Raw genomic sequence first — 19165 nt, 5'->3', positions numbered from 1 at the left:
CTTTTTGTTTATCTAAAATAATAAAAAAATAAAAAATTGTGGATGACAACCATATTAATGTCATCCACAATTTTTTATTTTACTGGGTTATGTCCCAGCCTCTTTGCGCTATCTTTATCTATAGTATATTGGGAGTTATTATGACGATTCTTTCAAATGTTGATACAATCCTCTTCTAATAAGTTCCTCCTCGATCAATTTTATAAAATCATGATTTAATTCCAATTTTTGTGCTTTCTTATAGGATTCAACTAACAATTGATCAGATAATTGTTCCATATTCGCCCTCGCCGTATTGGCTCGCACCTCCTTGAAAGTCGTCCACCTTGTAACAGTTATTATCCTATCATTAATCAAAAATTAGAACAACTTGAATAACTTGTTGATAACCTGTGTATAAAGTGTTCACAATTACTGAATATAACGGTAAGAATATTGTTTGAAAGCTGTGTATTATGTTGATAATTTTATCCACAGGTTGAAAAATGATATAATTTGTCGAACGATTTTTAGAATATTTCGATAAAAATAAATAATTAGGTATTGAGTTATTAGCAAAATTTTCTTTGAAACATGCTTCTGAATTGTATATGATGAAGGTTAGTTACAGAATTATTGAGGTGAACGACTTTGTTAAAATTATTTTTACCAGATGATCATGTTGAAACCGTTTTGGAGGTTACTCCAGAATTTCTACAAAATAAAGGAATTAAAGGTGTCATAACTGATTTAGATAATACACTCGTTGCTTGGGATCAACCTGAAGCAACCCCAGAAGTAATAGAGTGGTTTAGTGAACTGCGAAGAGCAGGTATACAGGTAACCATTATTTCAAATAACACTGAAGATCGAGTATCTTTCTTTTCTAAACCATTAGAAATCCCTTTTATATCTAAAGCAAGAAAGCCAATGCAGACGGCATTTCACAAAGCCATAAAGGAAATGGGACTATCCAAAGATAAAGTGGTCGTCGTTGGTGATCAGTTACTGACGGATGTATTTGGAGGTAATCGGGCTAACTTACATACTATATTAGTAGTACCTGTTGTCCAAACAGATGGTTTTTTGACGAAATTTAATCGAAAAATAGAACGACGGTTGTTAGAGTATTTTAAAAGAAAAGGGAAATTAAACTGGGAGGATAAATAATGGAAGAGTTATATTGTCAAGGCTGCGGTGCTCCTATCCAGACTGAAGATGAATCAAAAGTAGGGTATGCTCCTAAATCAGCTTTAACGCGAGATGAAATTGTTTGTAAACGATGTTTTAGACTTAAGCACTATAATGAAGTACAAGATGTCGATATGACAGCAGATGACTTTTTAGATATGTTACATGAGATTGGGCAGAGAGATGCATTTGTTTTAAAGGTTGTTGATTTATTTGATGTACATGGAAGCTTTATACAAGGATTGAACCGTTTTGCAGGAAATAATCCAGTTGTTTTAGTTGGAAATAAGGTAGACTTGTTACCTAAATCAATCAATTTTAACAAGGTTAAAAACTGGATGAGAAGAGTCGCTAAAAACTTTGGGCTAAAAGTTCAAGAGGTCTATTTGGTGAGTGCAACTACTGGAACAAATATGAAAGAATTAGCCTTTGAATTGGAACGAATTAGAGAAGGTAAAGACATATTTGTTGTTGGAAGTACCAATGTTGGTAAGTCAACTCTTATCAATTATTTTATTCAAAACTCAACAGAAGAAAAAGACGTCATCACAACTTCTTATTTTCCTGGTACAACGTTAGGTTTTATTGATATACCTCTTGACGACAGATCTAGCATGATCGATACACCTGGAATTATTAATCACTATCAGATGTCACATTTTCTATCTAAAAAAGATTTAAAAACCGTAACTCCGAAGAAAGAGGTCAAACCTAAAGTATTTCAGTTAAATGAAGGTCAAGCGTTGTTTATCGGTGGTTTAGCTCGTTTCGATATTGAACAAGCTGACCACAATATTGGCTATGTATGTTATTTTTCAAATGATTTAAACATTCACCGAACGAAATTAGAAAAGGCAGATGAATTATATGAAAATCATCTAGGTGAGTTGTTATCCCCTCCATCTGAAGAAACGTTAAAAAAATGGCCTAAGATGACAAAAGAAACATTTAAAATTAATGGTCAACAAAAAACTGATTTGGTATTTTCGGGACTTGGCTGGATTACAATTCCAGAAGGACCTGTAACCGTAACTGCATATGTACCTAAAGGTGTAAGAGTTATTAAACGTGAAGCGATAATCTAGGGAGGCTTTACATTTTGTATCGACTAGGACTAATTGGTCATCCAGTGAATCATTCTAATTCGCCGGACATTCATCATTTCTTTTTAAAACAAACAAATAATAATGGAACCTACCGTTTATTTGATTTGCAAGCAGAAGAACTTGAAGAGTTTCTAAAGAACATGAGACATTCAGATTTAAATGGAATAAATGTTACGGTACCTTATAAAGAAAGAGTGATTCCCTTTTTAGATGACCTTGATGAACATGCCCAAAAATTAAACGCAGTCAATACAATTAAACGAAAGGGAAATCGTTTAATCGGGTATAATACAGATGGAGAAGGTTATATAGAATCCCTAAACCAGACCTACCCTAATTTTTATAACCAGATTAATAATCAATCAATATTGATTCTGGGTGCTGGAGGGGCTGCTAAAGGGATTTTTTATAGCCTTAAGTCTCATGCTCCTAAACAGTTAGATGTTGCCAATCGTACAATTTCTAAAGCGAGTAAGATGACTAACCATTATGAGCATAGTCAGGAAATGGATTTGGAGTATGCAGAAAAACAACTTGATCAATATGATTTAATTATCCAAACAACCAATGTAGGCATGGAACCTAATGAGAATGAATTAATTATTAGCCCAAAAACTATAAAAGAAAACGCAATTGTAAGTGATATTGTTTATAAACCTAAAAGGACTTTATTTCTTACAGAAGCGGAAAGGTACGGTGCTCATTTAATGTTTGGTGAATCCATGCTTTGGTATCAAGCTGCAAAATCATTTAATATATGGACTGGAGAATCTGTAGAACATACGATTCGAATATAAATTAGAAAGGCGTGCATAATTTGCTTACTGGTAAACAAAAACGGTTTTTAAGAAAAGAAGCTCATCATCTTAATCCAATTTTTCAAGTTGGTAAGGATGGAGTTAATGATAATATGATAGAACAAATCAATGATACTCTAGAAAAAAGAGAATTGTTAAAAGTGAGTATTTTACAGAATTGTTTTGAGGATAAGCATTCAGTGGCTGAACAATTAGTAAAAGGAACTGGGGCAGAACTAGTCCAAATTATAGGAAACATAATCGTTTTATATAAGGAATCAGAAGAAAACAAAACTTTAGAACTTCCATAAAGGGTGCTAATGATGAAAAAAGTGGGTTTATTTGGTGGTACATTTGATCCGCCGCATAAAGGGCATCTTAAGTTATCGCAAACAGTCCTAAATACGTTAAATTTAGATGAAATTTGGTTTATACCTACCTTTAATCCGCCCCATAAGAAAGGTGCAGTCGCGACACCTGAGCAGCGTCTAACAATGCTAAATAAACTTTTAGAAGATGATCAAAGGTTAAAGGTATCTACGATTGAATACGAATTAAAGGGTAAATCTTATACGTATGAGACTGTCAAACGCCTTTGTAAAGAATATCCAAATACAATGTTTTATTTCATCATCGGCGGGGATATGGTTGAGTATTTACCTAAGTGGTACAAAATAGAAGAATTAAAACGTTTAATTCAATTTGTTGGTGTTAACCGTAAAGGGCATCACGCTGTCAATCAAAGAGGCGTTCTGATGGTTAACATGGATGAGGTTCCTGTTTCTTCTTCAGAAATACGGAAGGATATTAAAGAAGGTAGACTTCCTCAAGGGTTAACTGAAAGTGTGTTACATTATATAAGGGAGAATGAGCTTTATGAAGATTGATCAAGCTTTAGCCGAGTCAAAAAAAGTCCTGACAACTAAACGTTATGAACATGTTGAACGTGTAACAGAAACAGCGATTAATCTAGCCAAACGATATAATGGTGATGAATATAAAGTAGGGTTAGCAGCAGCTTTACACGATTATGCAAAAGATATGGACCCCCATATCTTGAAGTCTTGGATTGAAGCGGAAGTAGACTTACCAAAAGATTTATTACATTATCATCCTGAACTTTGGCACGGGCCGGTAGGGTCTAAAATGGCAAATAAGCTGTTTTTAATTCAAGATCAAGATATACTTGGTGCTATTCGTTATCATACGACAGGACATCAGTTAATGAGTTTAGTTGAAAAGATTGTCTTTTTAGCTGATTATATTGAACCAGGTAGGAACTTCCCTGTCGTCCACCTCGCAAGGGAATTGTCTGAAAAAGATTTAGATCAAGCATGTCATTATGCTTTAGAGAATTCAATACAATTTTTAATAAGTAAAAAACAATCTGTTTATCCTGATACATTTTTTGCTTATAACGCTTTAACAAACAAGCTGTCAAAATAAATATTGGAGGTTTAAAGATGGATAGTGAGCAATTATTAGAAATAGCAGCAAAAGCATGTGATGATAAACGTGCAGAAAATATTGTTGCATTAGATATGAAAGATGTTTCACTTATTGCCGATTATTTTTTAATTTGTCATGGAACTAATGAACGTCAGGTAGATGCCATTAGTAAAGGGATTAAGGATGCCGTAGAAGAACAAGGCTTTCATGTAAAGAAAATTGAAGGACGAGATCAGTCACGCTGGGTTCTAGTTGATTTGGAACATGTTGTCGTCCATATTTTCCATAAAGATGAACGTGAATATTACAATTTAGAGAAACTTTGGGGCGATGCTGATCGAGTTCAGTTAACTCTTTAATTTAGGGGCAAAATAATGTATGACAAATTAGCAGAAGTATATGATTTACTATTGGAAGACGCTCCGTATGAGGAGTGGATAGCATTTACAAAAATGTTTTTACCTAACTCCTCATCTCGTATGTTAGATATGGGCTGTGGTACAGGTACAATCTCTTCTCGATTATCACAGCTTGGTAATAAAGTTGAGGCATTTGATCTGTCGCCTGATATGATTGAAGTTGCGCAAAGTAAGCACCCATCCATTTCATTTATACAAGAGGACCTTAGAACGTTCAATTACGATCACAAATTTGATGCAATCATTAGTTATTGTGATGTTCTCAATTATATAACGAACGAAAATGAATTATTTCATATATTTGAACGAGTTTATAAGCATCTAAATGATGATGGAGTTTTTAGTTTCGATGTGCACTCTATAAGCTATATAAACTGGTTAATTGACCAAGAAATTTTCTCAGAAGTACGTGAGGACGTCAGTTATATATGGATGACTCAGGAAGGTGAATCATTTGATGAAGTGAATCATGATTTGACCTTTTTTGTGAAAGATTCTTCAGGTTTGTTTAAACGGTACGATGAATTTCATACACAGAGGGCTTTTTCAACTAATATTTATAAAGATTTACTGAACCAAACTGGGTTTCAGAATGTGAGGATATACGAAGATTTTAATCCTAACCCTGTTGAAAGGATCAGTGAAGACGCAAATCGCATCTTCTTCGTTTGTAATAAATAAAATAAACTAAAAAAATTCAAGTAGAATCTAATGCTGTAAAAGCAAAAGTAAACTACTTGAATTTTTTTAGTTTTTGAATAAAATATTTAATATCAAAGCTATTTTGGATTTGTATTGTTAACTAGATGGTCGATGTGTTCTTTCTCGGTATAAAACTTATCATGCGTAGCATTGAAGACATGATCAAATACGTTAATGAACGAATCTTCTAAAGCTACCATACCTTCCCCTGTAATACCGCCTTTCACCATTACTTTTTCTTTTAATGATGAAAAATCATATATTTGATCTTTGAACAGTTGACCATAACCAATGATCATTTGTTCCACTAAAGTAGTAGCTTGATCTTTGGATATTCCTGTTTTATCTACAGCTGATTTAATCATTTCTTCAAGAATATAACTTATAAATGCTGGACCACAAGAAACAATATCTGAAGCTATTCTTACGTGTTCCTCTTCAATTTCAACAGGTTTAGAAAAGTGTTTACACGTTTGCCAAATAATTTGTTTTTGATCATCGTTCATCTGTTCTGAAAAGGTTAATAAAGTAACCCCACTAAGTGCCCGATTAGTAATACTAGGAATCATTCTGGTTACGGAACATGGCAAGATGCTTTCAAGGTTCTGAACAGAAACCGAGCTTGTGATAGAAATGACACATTGATTTTCACTTAATTCGTCTTTTAACTTATATGCGATATCAACTATTTCTTTAGGTTTTGCGCAAAGAAAAATCATATCGCATTCAGATGCAATTGATTCTAATGTTTGAACGACATGAACATTAGGATAATCTCGTTTTAAACCATAGGCTTTCATAAATGTTCTATTATATAAAAAGAGTTGATGTTGGTCGACAGCTTGACTAGAGGTTAGACCATGTAAAATGACTTGCCCCATATTACCTGTGCCAACTATTCCCCACTTCATTGAATTACCCCCTTAGTAGACGATAGACGAATCAAAAATACTAACTCACCACTATGTATATGAAGGAAGGTTTAAATCATGCCTATAAATAAATTATGGTTATGGATACCCGTTGGATTAATACTAATAGTTTTTCTGTTTTGGCCAGAACAGGACGAGGAACTAGTCGTTCATAATTCCATGGATCAAACTGAAATTGTAGAAACCAATATAGAAAGTAAAGAAAGTGATGACCTAGAACGTAATCAAGTTGTGGTTGATGTTAAAGGTGAAGTCAACAAACCTGGAGTTTATGAATTGAACCAAGGACAAAGGGTAGTGGACGTAATTGAAATGGCGGGCGGAATGACAGCAAATGCTGATGAAACAAGTGTCAATTTAGCCATGTTATTATCTGACGAAATGGTTATTCATGTTTTAGCAAAACAACAAAATATCGGTGATGGAGATCAATCTGTTACGACGACTAATCAAAATAACAAAATTAGAATTAATGTCGCAGGAGTTGATGAACTTACACAAATACCGGGTATTGGCGAGGCGAAAGCAGCGGCGATTGTTCAGTACCGAGAGGAGAATGGATACTTTAAGACTGCTGAGGACTTACTAAATATTAGCGGGATTGGTGAGAAAACGTTAGAGAGAATGAAAGAATTTATTATGGTACCATAGGACAAATCATTTATAATGAAATGTATAAATGGATAGGGGGAATCGAAATGGAACGTATATCTTGGGATCAATATTTTATGTCACAAAGCCATTTATTAGCTTTAAGAAGCACGTGCGAGCGATTATCTGTAGGCGCCACAATCGTACGGGATAAACGAGTGATTGCTGGTGGCTATAACGGAAGTGTATCAGGAAGTGTACATTGTATTGATGAGGGATGTAAAGTGATCGACGGTCATTGCGTAAGGACGATTCATGCTGAAATTAATGCGATTTTACAATGTGCAAAATTTGGCGTTCCTACTGAAGGGGCTGAAATTTATGTCACTCATTTTCCTTGCTTAAATTGTACCAAAACGATTATTCAAAGTGGGATTAAGAAGATTTTCTATGCAACAGATTATAAAAATCATCCTTATGCACTTGAGTTGCTTCAAGAAGCTGGTGTAGAAGTTGAACAAGTAGAGTTAGACTATCTTCATATTGACACAAATACAAAAGATAAATTATATTTTATTTCTCAGTTACTGCGAAAGCTTGAGGAGAACGGTTCAGAAGAAGATGATTTAAAACAATTAAGACACGAGGCAAATCGTTTATTTTCTAATGTAGAATGATGAAAGGTCATTGGTGGCTAGTAGCCCTATTCTACATGGTGGGCTATTTACCAAAATGGATGGGATTTTGTTTAATCTGTCTTTTAATGATTATTTGGCATAGAAAGATTATACGAAATCCCTTTCTATTGATTATGGCTCTTGCTTTTTTCATAATTGCTTCAATAACTTCCCTGCAAATTAAGATTCCTCATAAAGATTTTGGCTTATACGAAGGCCACGTTAAAATTGTGTCAAATCCTGAATTAGAGTCGGATCAAATTAAATTTATAGGAGAAACATCATTTTCAAAAGTATCATTTATTTCAAAAGAAATCGGTAAACCCGTTTATCACGGTGCTACATGTCGTATTACGGGACATTTAACAGTACCAGAACCTGCTACAAATTCTGGTCAATTTGATTATCAAGACTATTTGGCCAAGCAGGGAATAAGTTATGTAGGATATAATGTGCAAATATTGGAATGCGAAGATAGGTCATGGCTGTCTTATTTATTTCGGTTTAGAGATGTATTAAAAGAGCAATTAAACCTACATCTTAGTGAAGAGACGCAAAGTTGGGTAGTCGCGCTTTTATTTGGCGATCGCAACCAACTTTCTGATGAGGTCATTGACACTTTTCAATACTGGGGATTGTCACATTTACTGGCGATTTCGGGACTTCATGTTGGCATTATCTTAAGTATTTGTTACTTGATATTAAATAAATTATTACATGTTACAAGGGAACAAAGTAATATATTACTTTTACTCATGATACCAATCTATATAGTGTTAGCCGGTTCACAACCACCTGTGATGAGAGCCGGAATGATGGCTATTTTAATAATCTTATTTAGTTTAAGTAAAAAAATTAAAATGGATTCTTCTGATTTAATTTCTATAGTTTTAATTGTCTTGCTCATTATGGATCCTTATTTAATGTATCAATTATCTTTCCAATTTTCGTTTGCTGTTACATTTGCATTAATCCTTTCAAAAAGGCTGTTGAAAAATCAATCTTGGATCATGCTATCCCTCAGAATCAGTCTTATAAGTCAATTGGTCATCCTTCCCTTACAGTTTTATTACTTTTATTACACTAATGTGTGGTCGTTTTTAATTAACTTAATTTACATTCCATATTTTACACTACTCGTGATTCCAGCAGTCATGGTTATATTTATAACTGTGTTGCTCATCCCTAATATTACACCTTTTTTGGATCAGCTTTTCCTAACCATTCACAACAAAATGACTGATCTATTGTTTCTTATTGGCCAACCTAAGTTTTCGTTATGGGTTGTTGGTAGACCTCATTTGTTGTTAATCATTGTTTACATCCTCATATTTATATACTTCATGAAAAGTTGGGAAGAAAAGAAGTCTAATCGAACAATTATATTGGCTATATGTCTTGTAGTGATTTGGTTCATTCCATTCGTTCAGAAAACATTAGATGACTCGCTCACTATTACAATGTTAGATGTAGGACAGGCAGAGTCCATCGTAGTTGAATTACCACGTAATCAAGGTACCTATGTTATTGATGTGGGCGAAGAAGTGACGTTTTCGAACGAAATAAAACACAATAATTATAAGCAAATTATAAAACCTTTTTTATGGTCGAAAGGAATATCTGCAGTAAATGGTTTAATCATTAGCCATTTTGATCATGACCATGCAGGATCGATAAAACCATTCATTAAAGAATTTAATCCATCGATCTTATATACCCATCCATTTAACAACAGTAACTATGTTCAGCATGTGAAGCTTGAGAGTGGCGATATGATTAAAAAAGGTGAATTAATAATAAAAATTCACTCACCTAGTCAGGCTAATATAAGTCATGAAGAGAATGACCGTTCTTTAGTATTTGAATTTAATTATGAAGATTTTAATATGTTATTTACGGGTGATATTACGAAAAGTGTGGAAAAAGTTCTCATATCTTCAAAGACCATTCAAGATATTGATGTACTTAAAGTAGCTCATCATGGAAGTAAAACATCTACGACTATGGAATTTATTAATGCTATACAAGCAGAAGTTTCATTAATTTCTGTTGGAAAACGCAATCCATTTGGTCACCCTCATAGCTCGGTACTTGAACACTTAAAAGCTTCTGGTATGACCATTTATAGAACTGATCTTAATGGCGCAATTACTTTAAAATATGCGGATGGACAAAGCACAATTATTAAGAATCATCCATAAGTTAAATTAAAGCATAAAAAAGACTGCATCTAATGATACAGTCTTTTTAACCATTCATTGTTCAATCTCTACTCTTTATTAAGAACCAACCACTTTGAATACAGTTCCAATAAAGAAAATAACCAAGAAGAAAATGAATGAGAAGCTGAAACCTTTGATTGAATCGACGACATCATTATTTTTTGATTGTACATCATTTTCAAATTCGTTCACGGTTATCCCTCCTACGCTACATTTTAGTATAATTCATCTTCTTAAAAAAATCTATTACTTTTTTACGTTTTCAAAAATCTGTAGAAATTTGTGAACTGTTAAGAGTTAACAGCAATATTCTAATCGATAACGCACAAAATAATAATACAACAAACGCCGCTAAAAATAAAATTACCCGGGATTTTATTTTTGGCGTTTATATAGATATTGGGGGGAGCTATCATGTTCCCCTCTTTATAATGTTATAACCTCTTGTCAACTGTGCCTCTTCGTTATACGATAAAATGGCATAGAAAGGTGTTGAATAAGATGCACGCACAGGAATTTATTAATGGTAAATCCCATCAACTGGTTCCTATTTATGTATTATATGGAGAAGAATCCTACTTTATACAAGAAGTAAAAAGACGCATAGAAAGTCAACTCAAAAAGAAAGATCCAGAATTTGACCGAAATACATATGACATGGAAACGACTGCTGTTCAAGAAGCCATTCATGATGCAGAAACTTTTCCCTTCTTTAGTGAGAATAAGTTAATTGAAATCCAAAGAGCTTATTTTTTAACAGGTCAGAAGGTTAAAACTGAAATAGAACATCAAATAGACGTTTTAGAAGAGTATGCGAATAATCCTGTTGATTTCTCAACTTTAATTATGATCGTACCTTACGAAAAGATGGATCAACGTAAAAAAATCGTTAAAACGTTAAAAAAACAAGCAACATTTATCGACTGCAGCTCACCAAAAGCCTACGAAATGGCAGAAGTTATAAAGCAGTTAGCAGAAAACAAAGGATTGCAATTAAATAAAGATTTAATTGAATTAATGACTGAACGTGTCGGTGAACATATTGAAGCTGCTCAGCATGAATTGGACAAGCTCCAATTATATTTTATGGACAAGGAGCCCACACTAGAAGAAGCTAAAGAAATTATTTCTATACACGCCGAAGCTAATACATTCAATTTAATTGATTATTTAGTTGAATTTAAAATTGGTGAAGCGGTTCAATTAATTAAGGAGTTAAAAAAACAAAATGAAGAACCGATTGGATTATTAGCACTCGTTAGTTCTCAAATACGGTTAATTTTACAGACAAAACTTTTAAAACAAAAGGGATATCAGCAACAACAAATTGCTAAAACAATCCAATCACATCCATATGCCGTCAAAATGGCATTAAAGAGGGAAAGGAAATTTACGGACCGAGCTTTGAAAGATATGTTATTGGAAGCAACTATAACAGATGAAAAAATGAAAACAGGTAAGGTAGAACAATGGCTCGCTTTAGAGCTGTTTTTACAACGTGTTGTGCAAAGGTTAAAGCAAGCTAGCNAGGAACAGCACGAGCTGAAAATCACGCCAAACGAACGGGAGTGAGTTTGGGGAAGTTGAAGCCGTGCCTGCGGAAAGCGAAGCATTTTGACGCAGCTAAAAAATGAAGACGAATATTAGGGATTGATCTCTCCTCTAATATTCGTCTTCTTCTAGATTAATTAATATTTTGTCCCAGCCTCTTTTGCTCTGTATTAGTTAGCTAGTTGATTAACTTTTGTCATTAGTGAGCTCTTCTTACGGTCACCATTGTTTTTGTGAATGATGCCTTTTTGAACGGCTTTATCAATTTTGCTAACAGCTGTTGTTAACGCTTCTTTCGCAGCATCAGCATTTTTCTCATGAACTGCTTTTTCTACACTTTTAACTGCAGAACGCATGTCTGATTTTACTGATAGATTGCGCATACGAGCATCGTGGTTTACGCGGATACGCTTAGTAGCTTGTTTTGTGTTTGCCACTTTTCTTCACCTCCTGATGAAAATGTCCCGTGATCAATTTTCTTAATTATGGACAAAAGTCATTTTATCAAAGCCAGCGTAAGTTTTCAATAGTTTGCTGTTAAGATATTTCTCTTGTCATGTTTTTGCATAGCTTCATCGTTTAATTTGAATAACTCTGGCAACAATAAGGTTGATAGGAGGGATATCAAATGGAACGACGAGAATTTAAACCTAGAACTGACCTTGCTGTTGAAGCTCAAGAGATGTTTGTAGAACAAAATCCAGATAAGAAACACGAATTAGACGGTATTATCATTAATGAGTATAAAAAAGGAGAATACAAATTAACACGTGTTGAGATTGATAAGAAAGGATCTGAACGAGTCGGTAAGAAACCAGGAAATTATATCACGATTGAGTCTCAAGAACTAAGGAAAATGGATCCAGAATTCGGTAGAAAATCTTCAATCATTTTAGGAGAAGAGATTAAAAGATTAATGGAAGAACATACAATTCCAGACGATGCAAGGTGTTTAATAGTCGGGTTAGGTAATGGGTATGTGACCCCTGATGCTTTGGGACCAAATACAGTAAATAAGCTATATGTAACGTCGCACTTATTTAAATTACATCCAGAGATGATTGGGGAAGGTGATCGATCAGTATCTGCGTTTACACCTGGCGTAATGGGTCTAACAGGAATGGAAACTAGTGATATTATTTTCGGAGTGGTTAGAAAGACGAATCCTGATTTTATGATCGTTGTTGACGCACTAGCAGCTCGTTCTATTGATCGAGTTAATACAACCATTCAGCTGTCGGATACCGGTATTAATCCTGGCTCAGGTGTTGGAAATGACCGAAAAGAAGTTAGTAAAGAAACATTAAATATTCCTGTGTTTTCTTTAGGGATTCCAACAGTAGTTGATGCTGTTACGATAACTAATGACACAATTGATTATATTTTAAAGCATTTTGGACGAGAGATGGAGGAAGGAGACAAACCTGGTAATGCTTTAACACCAGCGGGAATGGATTTTGGTGAGAGACGTGAATTTACTGATGAGGATTTACCAGATGAGGAAGCTAGACAAACTTATTTGGGTATCGTAGGTGCTTTAAAAGAGGACGAGAAAAGACAACTTATTAGAGAAGTTCTAAGACCTACTGGACATAACTTAATCGTCACCCCAAAAGAAGTAGATGAAGTTATTGAGTATATGAGTGAAGTTGTTGCATCAGGCATTAACCAGGCCTTACATGATTCGGTAACACCTGAAAATGCAAAGCATTATTTAAATTAAATGGTTCTACCTTTTCAACTTACTGAATAGAGTTTTAATAGAACTTCAGTAGAAAGGTTGAAAAGGTGTATGAATAAAAAGTTCCAAATAAATTGGTCCAAGTTACAAAAAGTTAAGAAACACCCTTTTCTATTATTTCAAGTCTTCTTTATTTGTTTAATCTTGTTTGTACCAATCTTTTCTATAAAACCATTTAGTGAAGCATCGACGAACTTTTTAGAAGGTTGGCTCAATCAAATCGACGGTGCTTCCTATTCATTTTTTATGACAATCGATCAACCGATTTTGGACGGGCTGAACGACCAACACACCGAACCTCTAACATTATCCAGTTTCGCTTTTCCAATCTTTACGAATTTGCCCTATCAAGATACGCGATTGTTATTTGGGCATGAATTACCAAGATTTCCGAACACAAATAGCACCATTGCCATCGCTGGTGAGGGAACCAATATGTTTTCAACAGTTATAGAAACTGAACCGCCAGATTACATGTTTGATAATCAAGAATCAGATCCTCAAGAAGAACAACCTCAAGTAAATGTTGATGATGAAAACATACTTGTATATACCACTCACAATCGAGAATCCTTCTTACCGCATTTACCAGAAGGTACTTCAATTAATACGGTATATCATGAAACTAAAAACGTGATGCAGCTCAGCAAAAGATTTGGAGATAAACTTAAGGCATTTGGATTAAATCCGTATATTGATCGTACAGATTATTGGAAACAGTTACCACCGGGTGGTTACGGCAAATCCTATGATTATTCCAGAAATATTGTAAAAGAGGTTATGAGTAAGAATAATGACATGAAATACCTTATTGATATTCATAGAGATGCCATGCCTAGAAGTAAGACAACTGCAAAAATCAACGGTAAATCAGTAGCTCGCCTCGCTTTCGTGGTAGGCGGCGAAAACAAAAATCATGAAAAGAATTTACAATTTGCATCTAAACTCCATGATTTAATTGAAAGTAAATATCCCGGCTTAAGCCGTGGCGTTATTATAAATGAAGGTCCAGGAACAAACGGTGTTTATAACCAGGATTTATCTAATAAAGCGGTGATCGTTGAAGTTGGTGGGATCGAGAATAACTTTGATGAGCTAAATTTTGCGATTGATGCGCTAGCAGAAGCATTTGGTGAGTATTATTTTGAGCAAGAAGGCGCAGTAAATCAATAATTAAAGGAGGATGATGATGAGAGTATTATTTTGGGTAATCGTCTGCTTTTTTATCTTTTACTTAGGGATGCAAACGGCTAATAACCATGCTGAGCCAGAGCAAAATATTATAGAAACAGAGGCTGATTTTAATCAGTCTAGCGTGACAGAGGAATCATTTAATGACGTTCATGATCAAGTTTTGAGTGATGATGTAGAATCTAAATCCAGTTCGTTTTATAGCATTGCGGTATTTTTAGAAGATGTCGTTAAAACATTATTCTCAGTCATCTTCCAATTCCTTTATCGATTTAGTGCCATGTTTTTTTGATTAAATACTGACGATTAAGTTTTGTAAAGAAACTCACCTTTGTAGGTGGGTTTCTTTTTGCTCAGTAAAAGATTGAATAATATAGGCTCAATTGCTATAATCGAGCTAGTGTTATTGGACGTAGAAACAGGAGTGATGAAAGTTGACTAAACAACAGAATGTCCGAAATTTTTCGATTATCGCCCATATTGACCACGGGAAGTCAACATTAGCAGATCGAATATTAGAGAAAACGAAAGCTCTGACTGATCGAGAAATGAAAGAACAGTTTCTTGATGCAATGGATTTAGAACGTGAACGTGGAATTACCATTAAACTTAATGCCGTACAGCTTAAATACGGAGCAAACGATGGTGAAGACTATTTATTTCATTTAATTGATACACCTGGACACGTCGATTTTACATATGAAGTTTCGAGAAGTTTGGCCGCTTGTGAAGGTGCTCTACTAGTAGTTGATGCTGCTCAAGGTATTGAAGCTCAAACGTTGGCCAACGTATATCTTGCACTTGATAATGATTTAGAAATTATTCCAGTGATCAATAAAATTGATTTGCCAAGTGCCGATGTTGATCGAGTAAAACAAGAAATAGAAGACGTAATAGGTATAGATGCTGACGATGCAATTCTAGCTTCAGCAAAAGATGGAGTTGGAATTGATGAAATCTTAGAGAGAATCGTCACAGATATTCCTGCTCCAGCAGGTAAACCTGAAAAACCAACAAAAGCACTTATTTTTGATTCGTTATATGACCCTTATAGAGGTGTCATCGCCTACATATGTGTGAAAGAAGGTAGCGTTAAAGTTGGCGATCAAATCAAAATGATGCAAACAGGTAAAACCTTCGAAGTTAATGAACTTGGTGTTTTTACACCTAAACCTATTAGTAAGAAAGAATTATCGGTAGGAGATGTCGGGTTCTTAACGGCTTCCATTAAGAATGTTGGAGACTCACGTGTTGGTGACACTATTACATTAGAGAACAATCCTGCTGCCGAACCATTACCAGGGTACAAGCGTTTAAACCCGATGGTATATTGCGGCTTATTCCCGGTAGATGCTGATAATTACAACGATTTACGTGAAGCATTAGAGCGTTTGGAATTAAATGATTCATCTTTACAATATGAACCAGAAACATCGCAAGCACTAGGTTTTGGCTTTCGTTGTGGATTCTTAGGCTTATTGCATATGGAAATTATTCAAGAACGAATCGAACGCGAATTCAATATTGATTTAATAACTACAGCTCCAAGTGTTATTTATGAAGTAGAATTAAATGACGGTCAAATGATTAACATTGAAAATCCTTCACTAATGCCAGAAACTAAAAATGTTAAAGAGGTACGTGAACCATTTGTTCAGGCTACTGTGATGGTCCCAAATGATTTTGTTGGTCCAGTTATGGAGATTTGTCAGAAGAAGCGCGGCCAATTCATTGATATGCAATATTTAGACGATAATCGTGTAAATATTGTATATGAAATTCCTTTATCTGAAATTGTTTATGATTTCTTTGACCAATTAAAATCTCAGACTAAAGGTTATGCTTCGTTTGATTATGAATTAAGTGGCTATAAACCATCTAATTTAGTTAAAATGGATATCTTACTGAATGGTGAACCGGTTGACGCGTTATCATTTATCGTTCACCGTGAATTTGCTTACCATCGCGGGAAACATATTGCCGAGAAATTGAAGAAGATTATTCCTAGACAGCAATTCGAAGTACCAGTCCAGGCGGCAATTGGAAATAAAGTGGTTGCAAGAACAACCATCAAAGCCATGCGTAAGAACGTATTATCTAAATGTTATGGCGGAGACATTTCGCGTAAAAGAAAACTTCTTGAAAAGCAAAAAGAAGGTAAAAAACGTATGAAAATGGTTGGTAAAGTTGAAATTCCACAGGAAGCATTTATGTCTGTTTTAGAAATGGATGATGATTCTTAAGGGCGGCCAAATGGTCAGCCCTTTTATCTTGTGTTAAAGGAGGTGGCAAAATGGATCGTTCAGTATATATACACATTCCTTTTTGTCATGAGATTTGCCATTATTGTGATTTTGCTAAAATATATTATAATCGTGATTTGGCAGATCAATATCTTAAGAACTTAAGGAAAGAGATGGAATTTTACTTAGGAAATCAAAAAATTTCACCTCGAACTATATATCTAGGTGGAGGGACACCTACTAGTCTGAATTCGGAACAACTTGAATATTTAATGAAGTCGATTCATAAGTTCATTGATGTAAAACAAGTTGAAGAGTTTACAATTGAAGCAAATCCTGGAGAGTTTGAAGAATCACATGTTAAAGTTATGAAAGATTATGGGATTAACCGCGTGTCATTAGGTGTACAAGTGTTAGATGATGATTTTCTGAAAATGTTAAACCGTAATCATACTGTTGATGATGTACAAAATACGGTAAGAATGTTAAAGGGGTTCAATCTAAATAATATTAGTATGGATTTTATATATGCATTACCAGATCAATCAATCGAACACTTTAAGAAAACCTTAAATTTAGCATTAGACTTTGATTTGCCTCACTACTCAGCTTATGCACTTCAAATAGAACCTAGAACGGTATTTCATATGAGACATCAGCAAGGTAAGTTAACTAAACCCCCAGAAGAGGACGAGGCAGAAATGTTGTCTATGCTCATGGAGATGATGGAGCAAGCTGGTAAATCACACTATGAAATAAGTAATTATGCTGAAGAAGGCTATGAAAGTAGACATAATTTAACTTATTGGAATAATGAGGAGTATTATGCATTTGGAGCCGGTGCTCATGGTTACGTTAATGAAGAACGTTATGTCAATATAAGACCTGTTAACCATTACAATGAAGCAATCGAAAAAGGAAAAAAACCAATATTACACGTTGACCCTATTACCTTAAAAGAAAAAATTGAAGAAGAGATGTTCTTAGGGTTAAGAAGAGCACTAGGAGTTGATAACCGAAGTTTTACTAAAAAGTACGGTGTTTCAATGTATGAGTTATATAAGAGGGAAATACAAGATTTATTACAGAAAGGCTGGATTGAGAAACAAAATGAGCGAATCTTCCTTACCAAAGATGGTATGATGTTTGGTAATGATGTCTTTGCATCATTTTTATTGGATGAACAGACATATAAAAAAGTCTTTAATAATTGACAGGTTTATATGATTTTGATAATTTATTATTAGAATTAGCACTCGAATCAATTGAGTGCTAACAGGGGTGATAGATTATGCTAACAAATCGTCAACTACTAGTATTAAAAGTGATTGTTGATGACTTTATTGAGTCAGCTCAGCCTGTTGGTTCTCGTAATATTGCTAAGAAAGAGCAAGTTTCTTTTAGCCCTGCTACAATCCGGAATGAAATGGCGGATTTAGAAGACATGGGTTTTTTAGAAAAAACTCATTCATCTTCAGGACGAATTCCTTCTGAAAAAGGGTATCGTTATTATGTGGATCACATTATGTCACCACTTAAATTATCTAATCATGAGGTCAATCAGATTCAACAATCTTTTAGTGAAAGAATGATGGAGCTAGAACGAGTGATGCAAAATTCTGCTCATATTCTATCTGAGTTGACGAGATATACAACACTTGTATTAGGGCCCCAAGTATATGAAACGAAATTAAAACAACTTCAAATTGTTCCTTTAAATAATCAATCAGCAATTGCGATTTTGATTACGGATAAAGGACATGTTGAGCATCGTTCATTTGCTATTCCAAAAGATTTAGACCATTCAGATTTAGAGAAAACGGTTAATATCTTAAATGAAAAGTTAAGCGGTGTTCCAATTATTTATTTAGACAGATTTATAGATACTGAAGTAAAAGGGTTATTGAAAAAGTATACTAGTGATTTTCAAAAATCATATCAGTTACTTAATCAGGCCTTATTTACAGAACAGCCGACCAACCTTTATGTAAGTGGTAAAACAAATATATTAACCCAACCTGAATTTACAGATGTCGATAAAATTAGATCACTATTTGACATTATGGAAAGTGAAGAGCAAATTGCACCAGTTCTAAAAAGTGAAGATGAAGGTTTGCATATTTATATTGGCCGGGAAAACAAAATCAAAGAAATGAATAATTGTACACTAATTACAGCTACTTATTCATTAGATGACGACCAAGTTGGTACAATTGCATTACTTGGGCCAACTCGCATGGATTATGCAAAGGCCGTTTCGATCCTGGATTTATGGAGTGGTCAAATGACGAAGACACTGCAAACCTGGTTTAATGACTAGTAAAAGAGGAAATGCTTATATTGTTAGTGTCATGTGTTAATTATTTACCGTTAT

The 19165-nt window shown here is 34.4% G+C and carries 22 protein-coding genes; 18 read left to right on the top strand and 4 right to left on the bottom strand.

Features of this window, described 5'->3' with window-relative positions:
• Positions 1-138 precede the first annotated feature (138 nt).
• Entirely contained in the window at positions 139-279 is a 141-nt protein-coding gene (gene sda, locus ACFSW4_RS01320) for a sporulation histidine kinase inhibitor Sda (RefSeq protein ID WP_279401516.1), read from the bottom strand.
• Positions 280-630: 351 nt separating this feature from the next.
• Between sda and ACFSW4_RS01315 the strand changes: the two genes are divergently transcribed.
• Genes ACFSW4_RS01315 through ACFSW4_RS01280 form a run of 8 tightly spaced genes read left to right on the top strand, consistent with a single transcriptional unit; the run spans position 631 to position 5622 of the window.
• Positions 631-1149: a YqeG family HAD IIIA-type phosphatase gene (locus tag ACFSW4_RS01315; RefSeq protein WP_377326968.1), complete on the top strand. Its 519-nt coding sequence runs from the start codon at positions 631-633 to the stop codon at positions 1147-1149.
• Positions 1149-2255: a ribosome biogenesis GTPase YqeH gene (gene yqeH / locus ACFSW4_RS01310; protein ID WP_377326966.1), complete on the top strand. Its 1107-nt coding sequence runs from the start codon at positions 1149-1151 to the stop codon at positions 2253-2255. Before ACFSW4_RS01315 ends, yqeH begins: the two co-directional genes overlap by 1 nt.
• Before the next feature lie 14 nt (positions 2256-2269).
• Entirely contained in the window at positions 2270-3073 is an 804-nt protein-coding gene (gene aroE, locus ACFSW4_RS01305) for a shikimate dehydrogenase (protein ID WP_377326964.1), read from the top strand.
• A 20-nt stretch (positions 3074-3093) separates the two neighbouring features.
• Positions 3094-3384: a ribosome assembly RNA-binding protein YhbY gene (gene yhbY, locus ACFSW4_RS01300; protein WP_054753058.1), complete on the top strand. Its 291-nt coding sequence runs from the start codon at positions 3094-3096 to the stop codon at positions 3382-3384.
• Between the two features lie 12 nt (positions 3385-3396).
• On the top strand, positions 3397-3960 hold the full coding sequence (locus tag ACFSW4_RS01295; protein ID WP_377326962.1) for a nicotinate-nucleotide adenylyltransferase: 564 nt from the start codon (positions 3397-3399) through the stop codon (positions 3958-3960).
• Positions 3950-4519: a bis(5'-nucleosyl)-tetraphosphatase (symmetrical) YqeK gene (gene yqeK, locus ACFSW4_RS01290; RefSeq protein ID WP_377326960.1), complete on the top strand. Its 570-nt coding sequence runs from the start codon at positions 3950-3952 to the stop codon at positions 4517-4519. Before ACFSW4_RS01295 ends, yqeK begins: the two co-directional genes overlap by 11 nt.
• A 17-nt stretch (positions 4520-4536) precedes the next feature.
• Complete coding sequence (rsfS, locus tag ACFSW4_RS01285; RefSeq protein ID WP_054753056.1) at positions 4537-4881, top strand: ribosome silencing factor; 345 nt, start codon at positions 4537-4539, stop codon at positions 4879-4881.
• 15 nt (positions 4882-4896) lie between these two features.
• A complete protein-coding gene (locus ACFSW4_RS01280) occupies positions 4897-5622 on the top strand; it encodes a class I SAM-dependent DNA methyltransferase (protein WP_279401513.1) in 726 nt (241 codons plus the stop codon).
• Between the two features lie 98 nt (positions 5623-5720).
• Here ACFSW4_RS01280 and comER read toward each other — a convergent pair whose 3' ends face one another.
• Positions 5721-6554 carry a late competence protein ComER gene (comER, locus tag ACFSW4_RS01275; RefSeq protein ID WP_054753051.1) on the bottom strand — a complete coding sequence of 278 codons (834 nt, stop codon included), beginning with the start codon at positions 6552-6554 and terminating at the stop codon, positions 5721-5723.
• Positions 6555-6632: 78 nt separating this feature from the next.
• Here comER and ACFSW4_RS01270 point away from each other — a divergent pair, with 78 nt between their 5' ends.
• Genes ACFSW4_RS01270 through ACFSW4_RS01260 form a run of 3 tightly spaced genes read left to right on the top strand, consistent with a single transcriptional unit; the run spans position 6633 to position 10044 of the window.
• On the top strand, positions 6633-7226 hold the full coding sequence (locus ACFSW4_RS01270) for a helix-hairpin-helix domain-containing protein (protein WP_054753050.1): 594 nt from the start codon (positions 6633-6635) through the stop codon (positions 7224-7226).
• A gap of 47 nt (positions 7227-7273) precedes the next feature.
• The gene (locus tag ACFSW4_RS01265) at positions 7274-7843 is read left to right on the top strand and encodes a ComE operon protein 2 (RefSeq protein WP_054753049.1); all 570 of its coding nucleotides are present in this window, start codon (positions 7274-7276) and stop codon (positions 7841-7843) included.
• A complete protein-coding gene (locus tag ACFSW4_RS01260) occupies positions 7840-10044 on the top strand; it encodes a DNA internalization-related competence protein ComEC/Rec2 (protein WP_377326956.1) in 2205 nt (734 codons plus the stop codon). The genes ACFSW4_RS01265 and ACFSW4_RS01260 overlap by 4 nt, the downstream gene beginning before the upstream one ends.
• A 78-nt stretch (positions 10045-10122) precedes the next feature.
• Here the strand turns inward: ACFSW4_RS01260 and ACFSW4_RS01255 are convergent, their stop codons facing one another.
• Positions 10123-10257 carry a YqzM family protein gene (locus ACFSW4_RS01255; protein WP_377326954.1) on the bottom strand — a complete coding sequence of 45 codons (135 nt, stop codon included), beginning with the start codon at positions 10255-10257 and terminating at the stop codon, positions 10123-10125.
• 309 nt (positions 10258-10566) lie between these two features.
• Here ACFSW4_RS01255 and holA point away from each other — a divergent pair, with 309 nt between their 5' ends.
• Complete coding sequence (gene holA, locus ACFSW4_RS01250; RefSeq protein WP_377326952.1) at positions 10567-11637, top strand: DNA polymerase III subunit delta; 1071 nt, start codon at positions 10567-10569, stop codon at positions 11635-11637.
• A 149-nt stretch (positions 11638-11786) separates the two neighbouring features.
• On the opposite strand, the gene rpsT is transcribed toward holA, so the two are convergent.
• The gene (gene rpsT, locus ACFSW4_RS01245; RefSeq protein WP_377326950.1) at positions 11787-12053 is read right to left on the bottom strand and encodes a 30S ribosomal protein S20; all 267 of its coding nucleotides are present in this window, start codon (positions 12051-12053) and stop codon (positions 11787-11789) included.
• Positions 12054-12244: 191 nt separating this feature from the next.
• On the opposite strand from rpsT, the gene gpr reads away from it, so the two are divergent.
• From gpr to hrcA, 6 genes are all read left to right on the top strand, one after another.
• Entirely contained in the window at positions 12245-13339 is a 1095-nt protein-coding gene (gpr, locus tag ACFSW4_RS01240) for a GPR endopeptidase (RefSeq protein ID WP_377326948.1), read from the top strand.
• A 69-nt stretch (positions 13340-13408) separates the two neighbouring features.
• Positions 13409-14530 (top strand): stage II sporulation protein P, encoded by a 1122-nt coding sequence (gene spoIIP / locus ACFSW4_RS01235; protein WP_377326946.1) that lies wholly within the window; start codon positions 13409-13411, stop codon positions 14528-14530.
• Between the two features lie 16 nt (positions 14531-14546).
• A complete protein-coding gene (locus tag ACFSW4_RS01230) occupies positions 14547-14840 on the top strand; it encodes a hypothetical protein (RefSeq protein WP_377326944.1) in 294 nt (97 codons plus the stop codon).
• Between the two features lie 142 nt (positions 14841-14982).
• Positions 14983-16791 (top strand): translation elongation factor 4, encoded by a 1809-nt coding sequence (lepA, locus tag ACFSW4_RS01225; RefSeq protein WP_377326942.1) that lies wholly within the window; start codon positions 14983-14985, stop codon positions 16789-16791.
• A 50-nt stretch (positions 16792-16841) separates the two neighbouring features.
• Complete coding sequence (gene hemW, locus ACFSW4_RS01220; protein ID WP_377326940.1) at positions 16842-18005, top strand: radical SAM family heme chaperone HemW; 1164 nt, start codon at positions 16842-16844, stop codon at positions 18003-18005.
• Between the two features lie 77 nt (positions 18006-18082).
• Positions 18083-19111, top strand: a complete 1029-nt coding sequence (gene hrcA / locus ACFSW4_RS01215) for a heat-inducible transcriptional repressor HrcA (protein ID WP_054753030.1) — start codon at positions 18083-18085, stop codon at positions 19109-19111.
• Positions 19112-19165 lie beyond the last annotated feature (54 nt).

The organism is Piscibacillus salipiscarius (assembly GCF_042685285.1).
GTDB classification, from domain to species: Bacteria; Bacillota; Bacilli; order Bacillales; family Alkalibacillaceae; genus Piscibacillus; species Piscibacillus salipiscarius.
The sequence above is the reverse complement of the archived record's forward strand: the minus strand, read 5'-3'. Positions and strand labels throughout refer to the sequence as shown.

Bases quoted from the DNA above. Each gene is read 5' to 3' on its own strand.
- sda (WP_279401516.1), bottom strand. From the start codon at position 279: ATGGAACAATTATCTGATCAATTGTTAGTTGAATCCTATAAGAAAGCA.
- yqeH (WP_377326966.1), top strand. From the start codon at position 1,149: ATGGAAGAGTTATATTGTCAAGGCTGCGGTGCTCCTATCCAGACTGAA.
- ACFSW4_RS01295 (WP_377326962.1), top strand. From the start codon at position 3,397: ATGAAAAAAGTGGGTTTATTTGGTGGTACATTTGATCCGCCGCATAAA.
- yqeK (WP_377326960.1), top strand. From the start codon at position 3,950: ATGAAGATTGATCAAGCTTTAGCCGAGTCAAAAAAAGTCCTGACAACT.
- rsfS (WP_054753056.1), top strand. From the start codon at position 4,537: ATGGATAGTGAGCAATTATTAGAAATAGCAGCAAAAGCATGTGATGAT.
- ACFSW4_RS01280 (WP_279401513.1), top strand. From the start codon at position 4,897: ATGTATGACAAATTAGCAGAAGTATATGATTTACTATTGGAAGACGCT.
- comER (WP_054753051.1), bottom strand. From the start codon at position 6,554: ATGAAGTGGGGAATAGTTGGCACAGGTAATATGGGGCAAGTCATTTTA.
- ACFSW4_RS01270 (WP_054753050.1), top strand. From the start codon at position 6,633: ATGCCTATAAATAAATTATGGTTATGGATACCCGTTGGATTAATACTA.
- ACFSW4_RS01265 (WP_054753049.1), top strand. From the start codon at position 7,274: ATGGAACGTATATCTTGGGATCAATATTTTATGTCACAAAGCCATTTA.
- ACFSW4_RS01260 (WP_377326956.1), top strand. From the start codon at position 7,840: ATGATGAAAGGTCATTGGTGGCTAGTAGCCCTATTCTACATGGTGGGC.
- gpr (WP_377326948.1), top strand. From the start codon at position 12,245: ATGGAACGACGAGAATTTAAACCTAGAACTGACCTTGCTGTTGAAGCT.
- spoIIP (WP_377326946.1), top strand. From the start codon at position 13,409: ATGAATAAAAAGTTCCAAATAAATTGGTCCAAGTTACAAAAAGTTAAG.
- ACFSW4_RS01230 (WP_377326944.1), top strand. From the start codon at position 14,547: ATGAGAGTATTATTTTGGGTAATCGTCTGCTTTTTTATCTTTTACTTA.
- hemW (WP_377326940.1), top strand. From the start codon at position 16,842: ATGGATCGTTCAGTATATATACACATTCCTTTTTGTCATGAGATTTGC.
- hrcA (WP_054753030.1), top strand. From the start codon at position 18,083: ATGCTAACAAATCGTCAACTACTAGTATTAAAAGTGATTGTTGATGAC.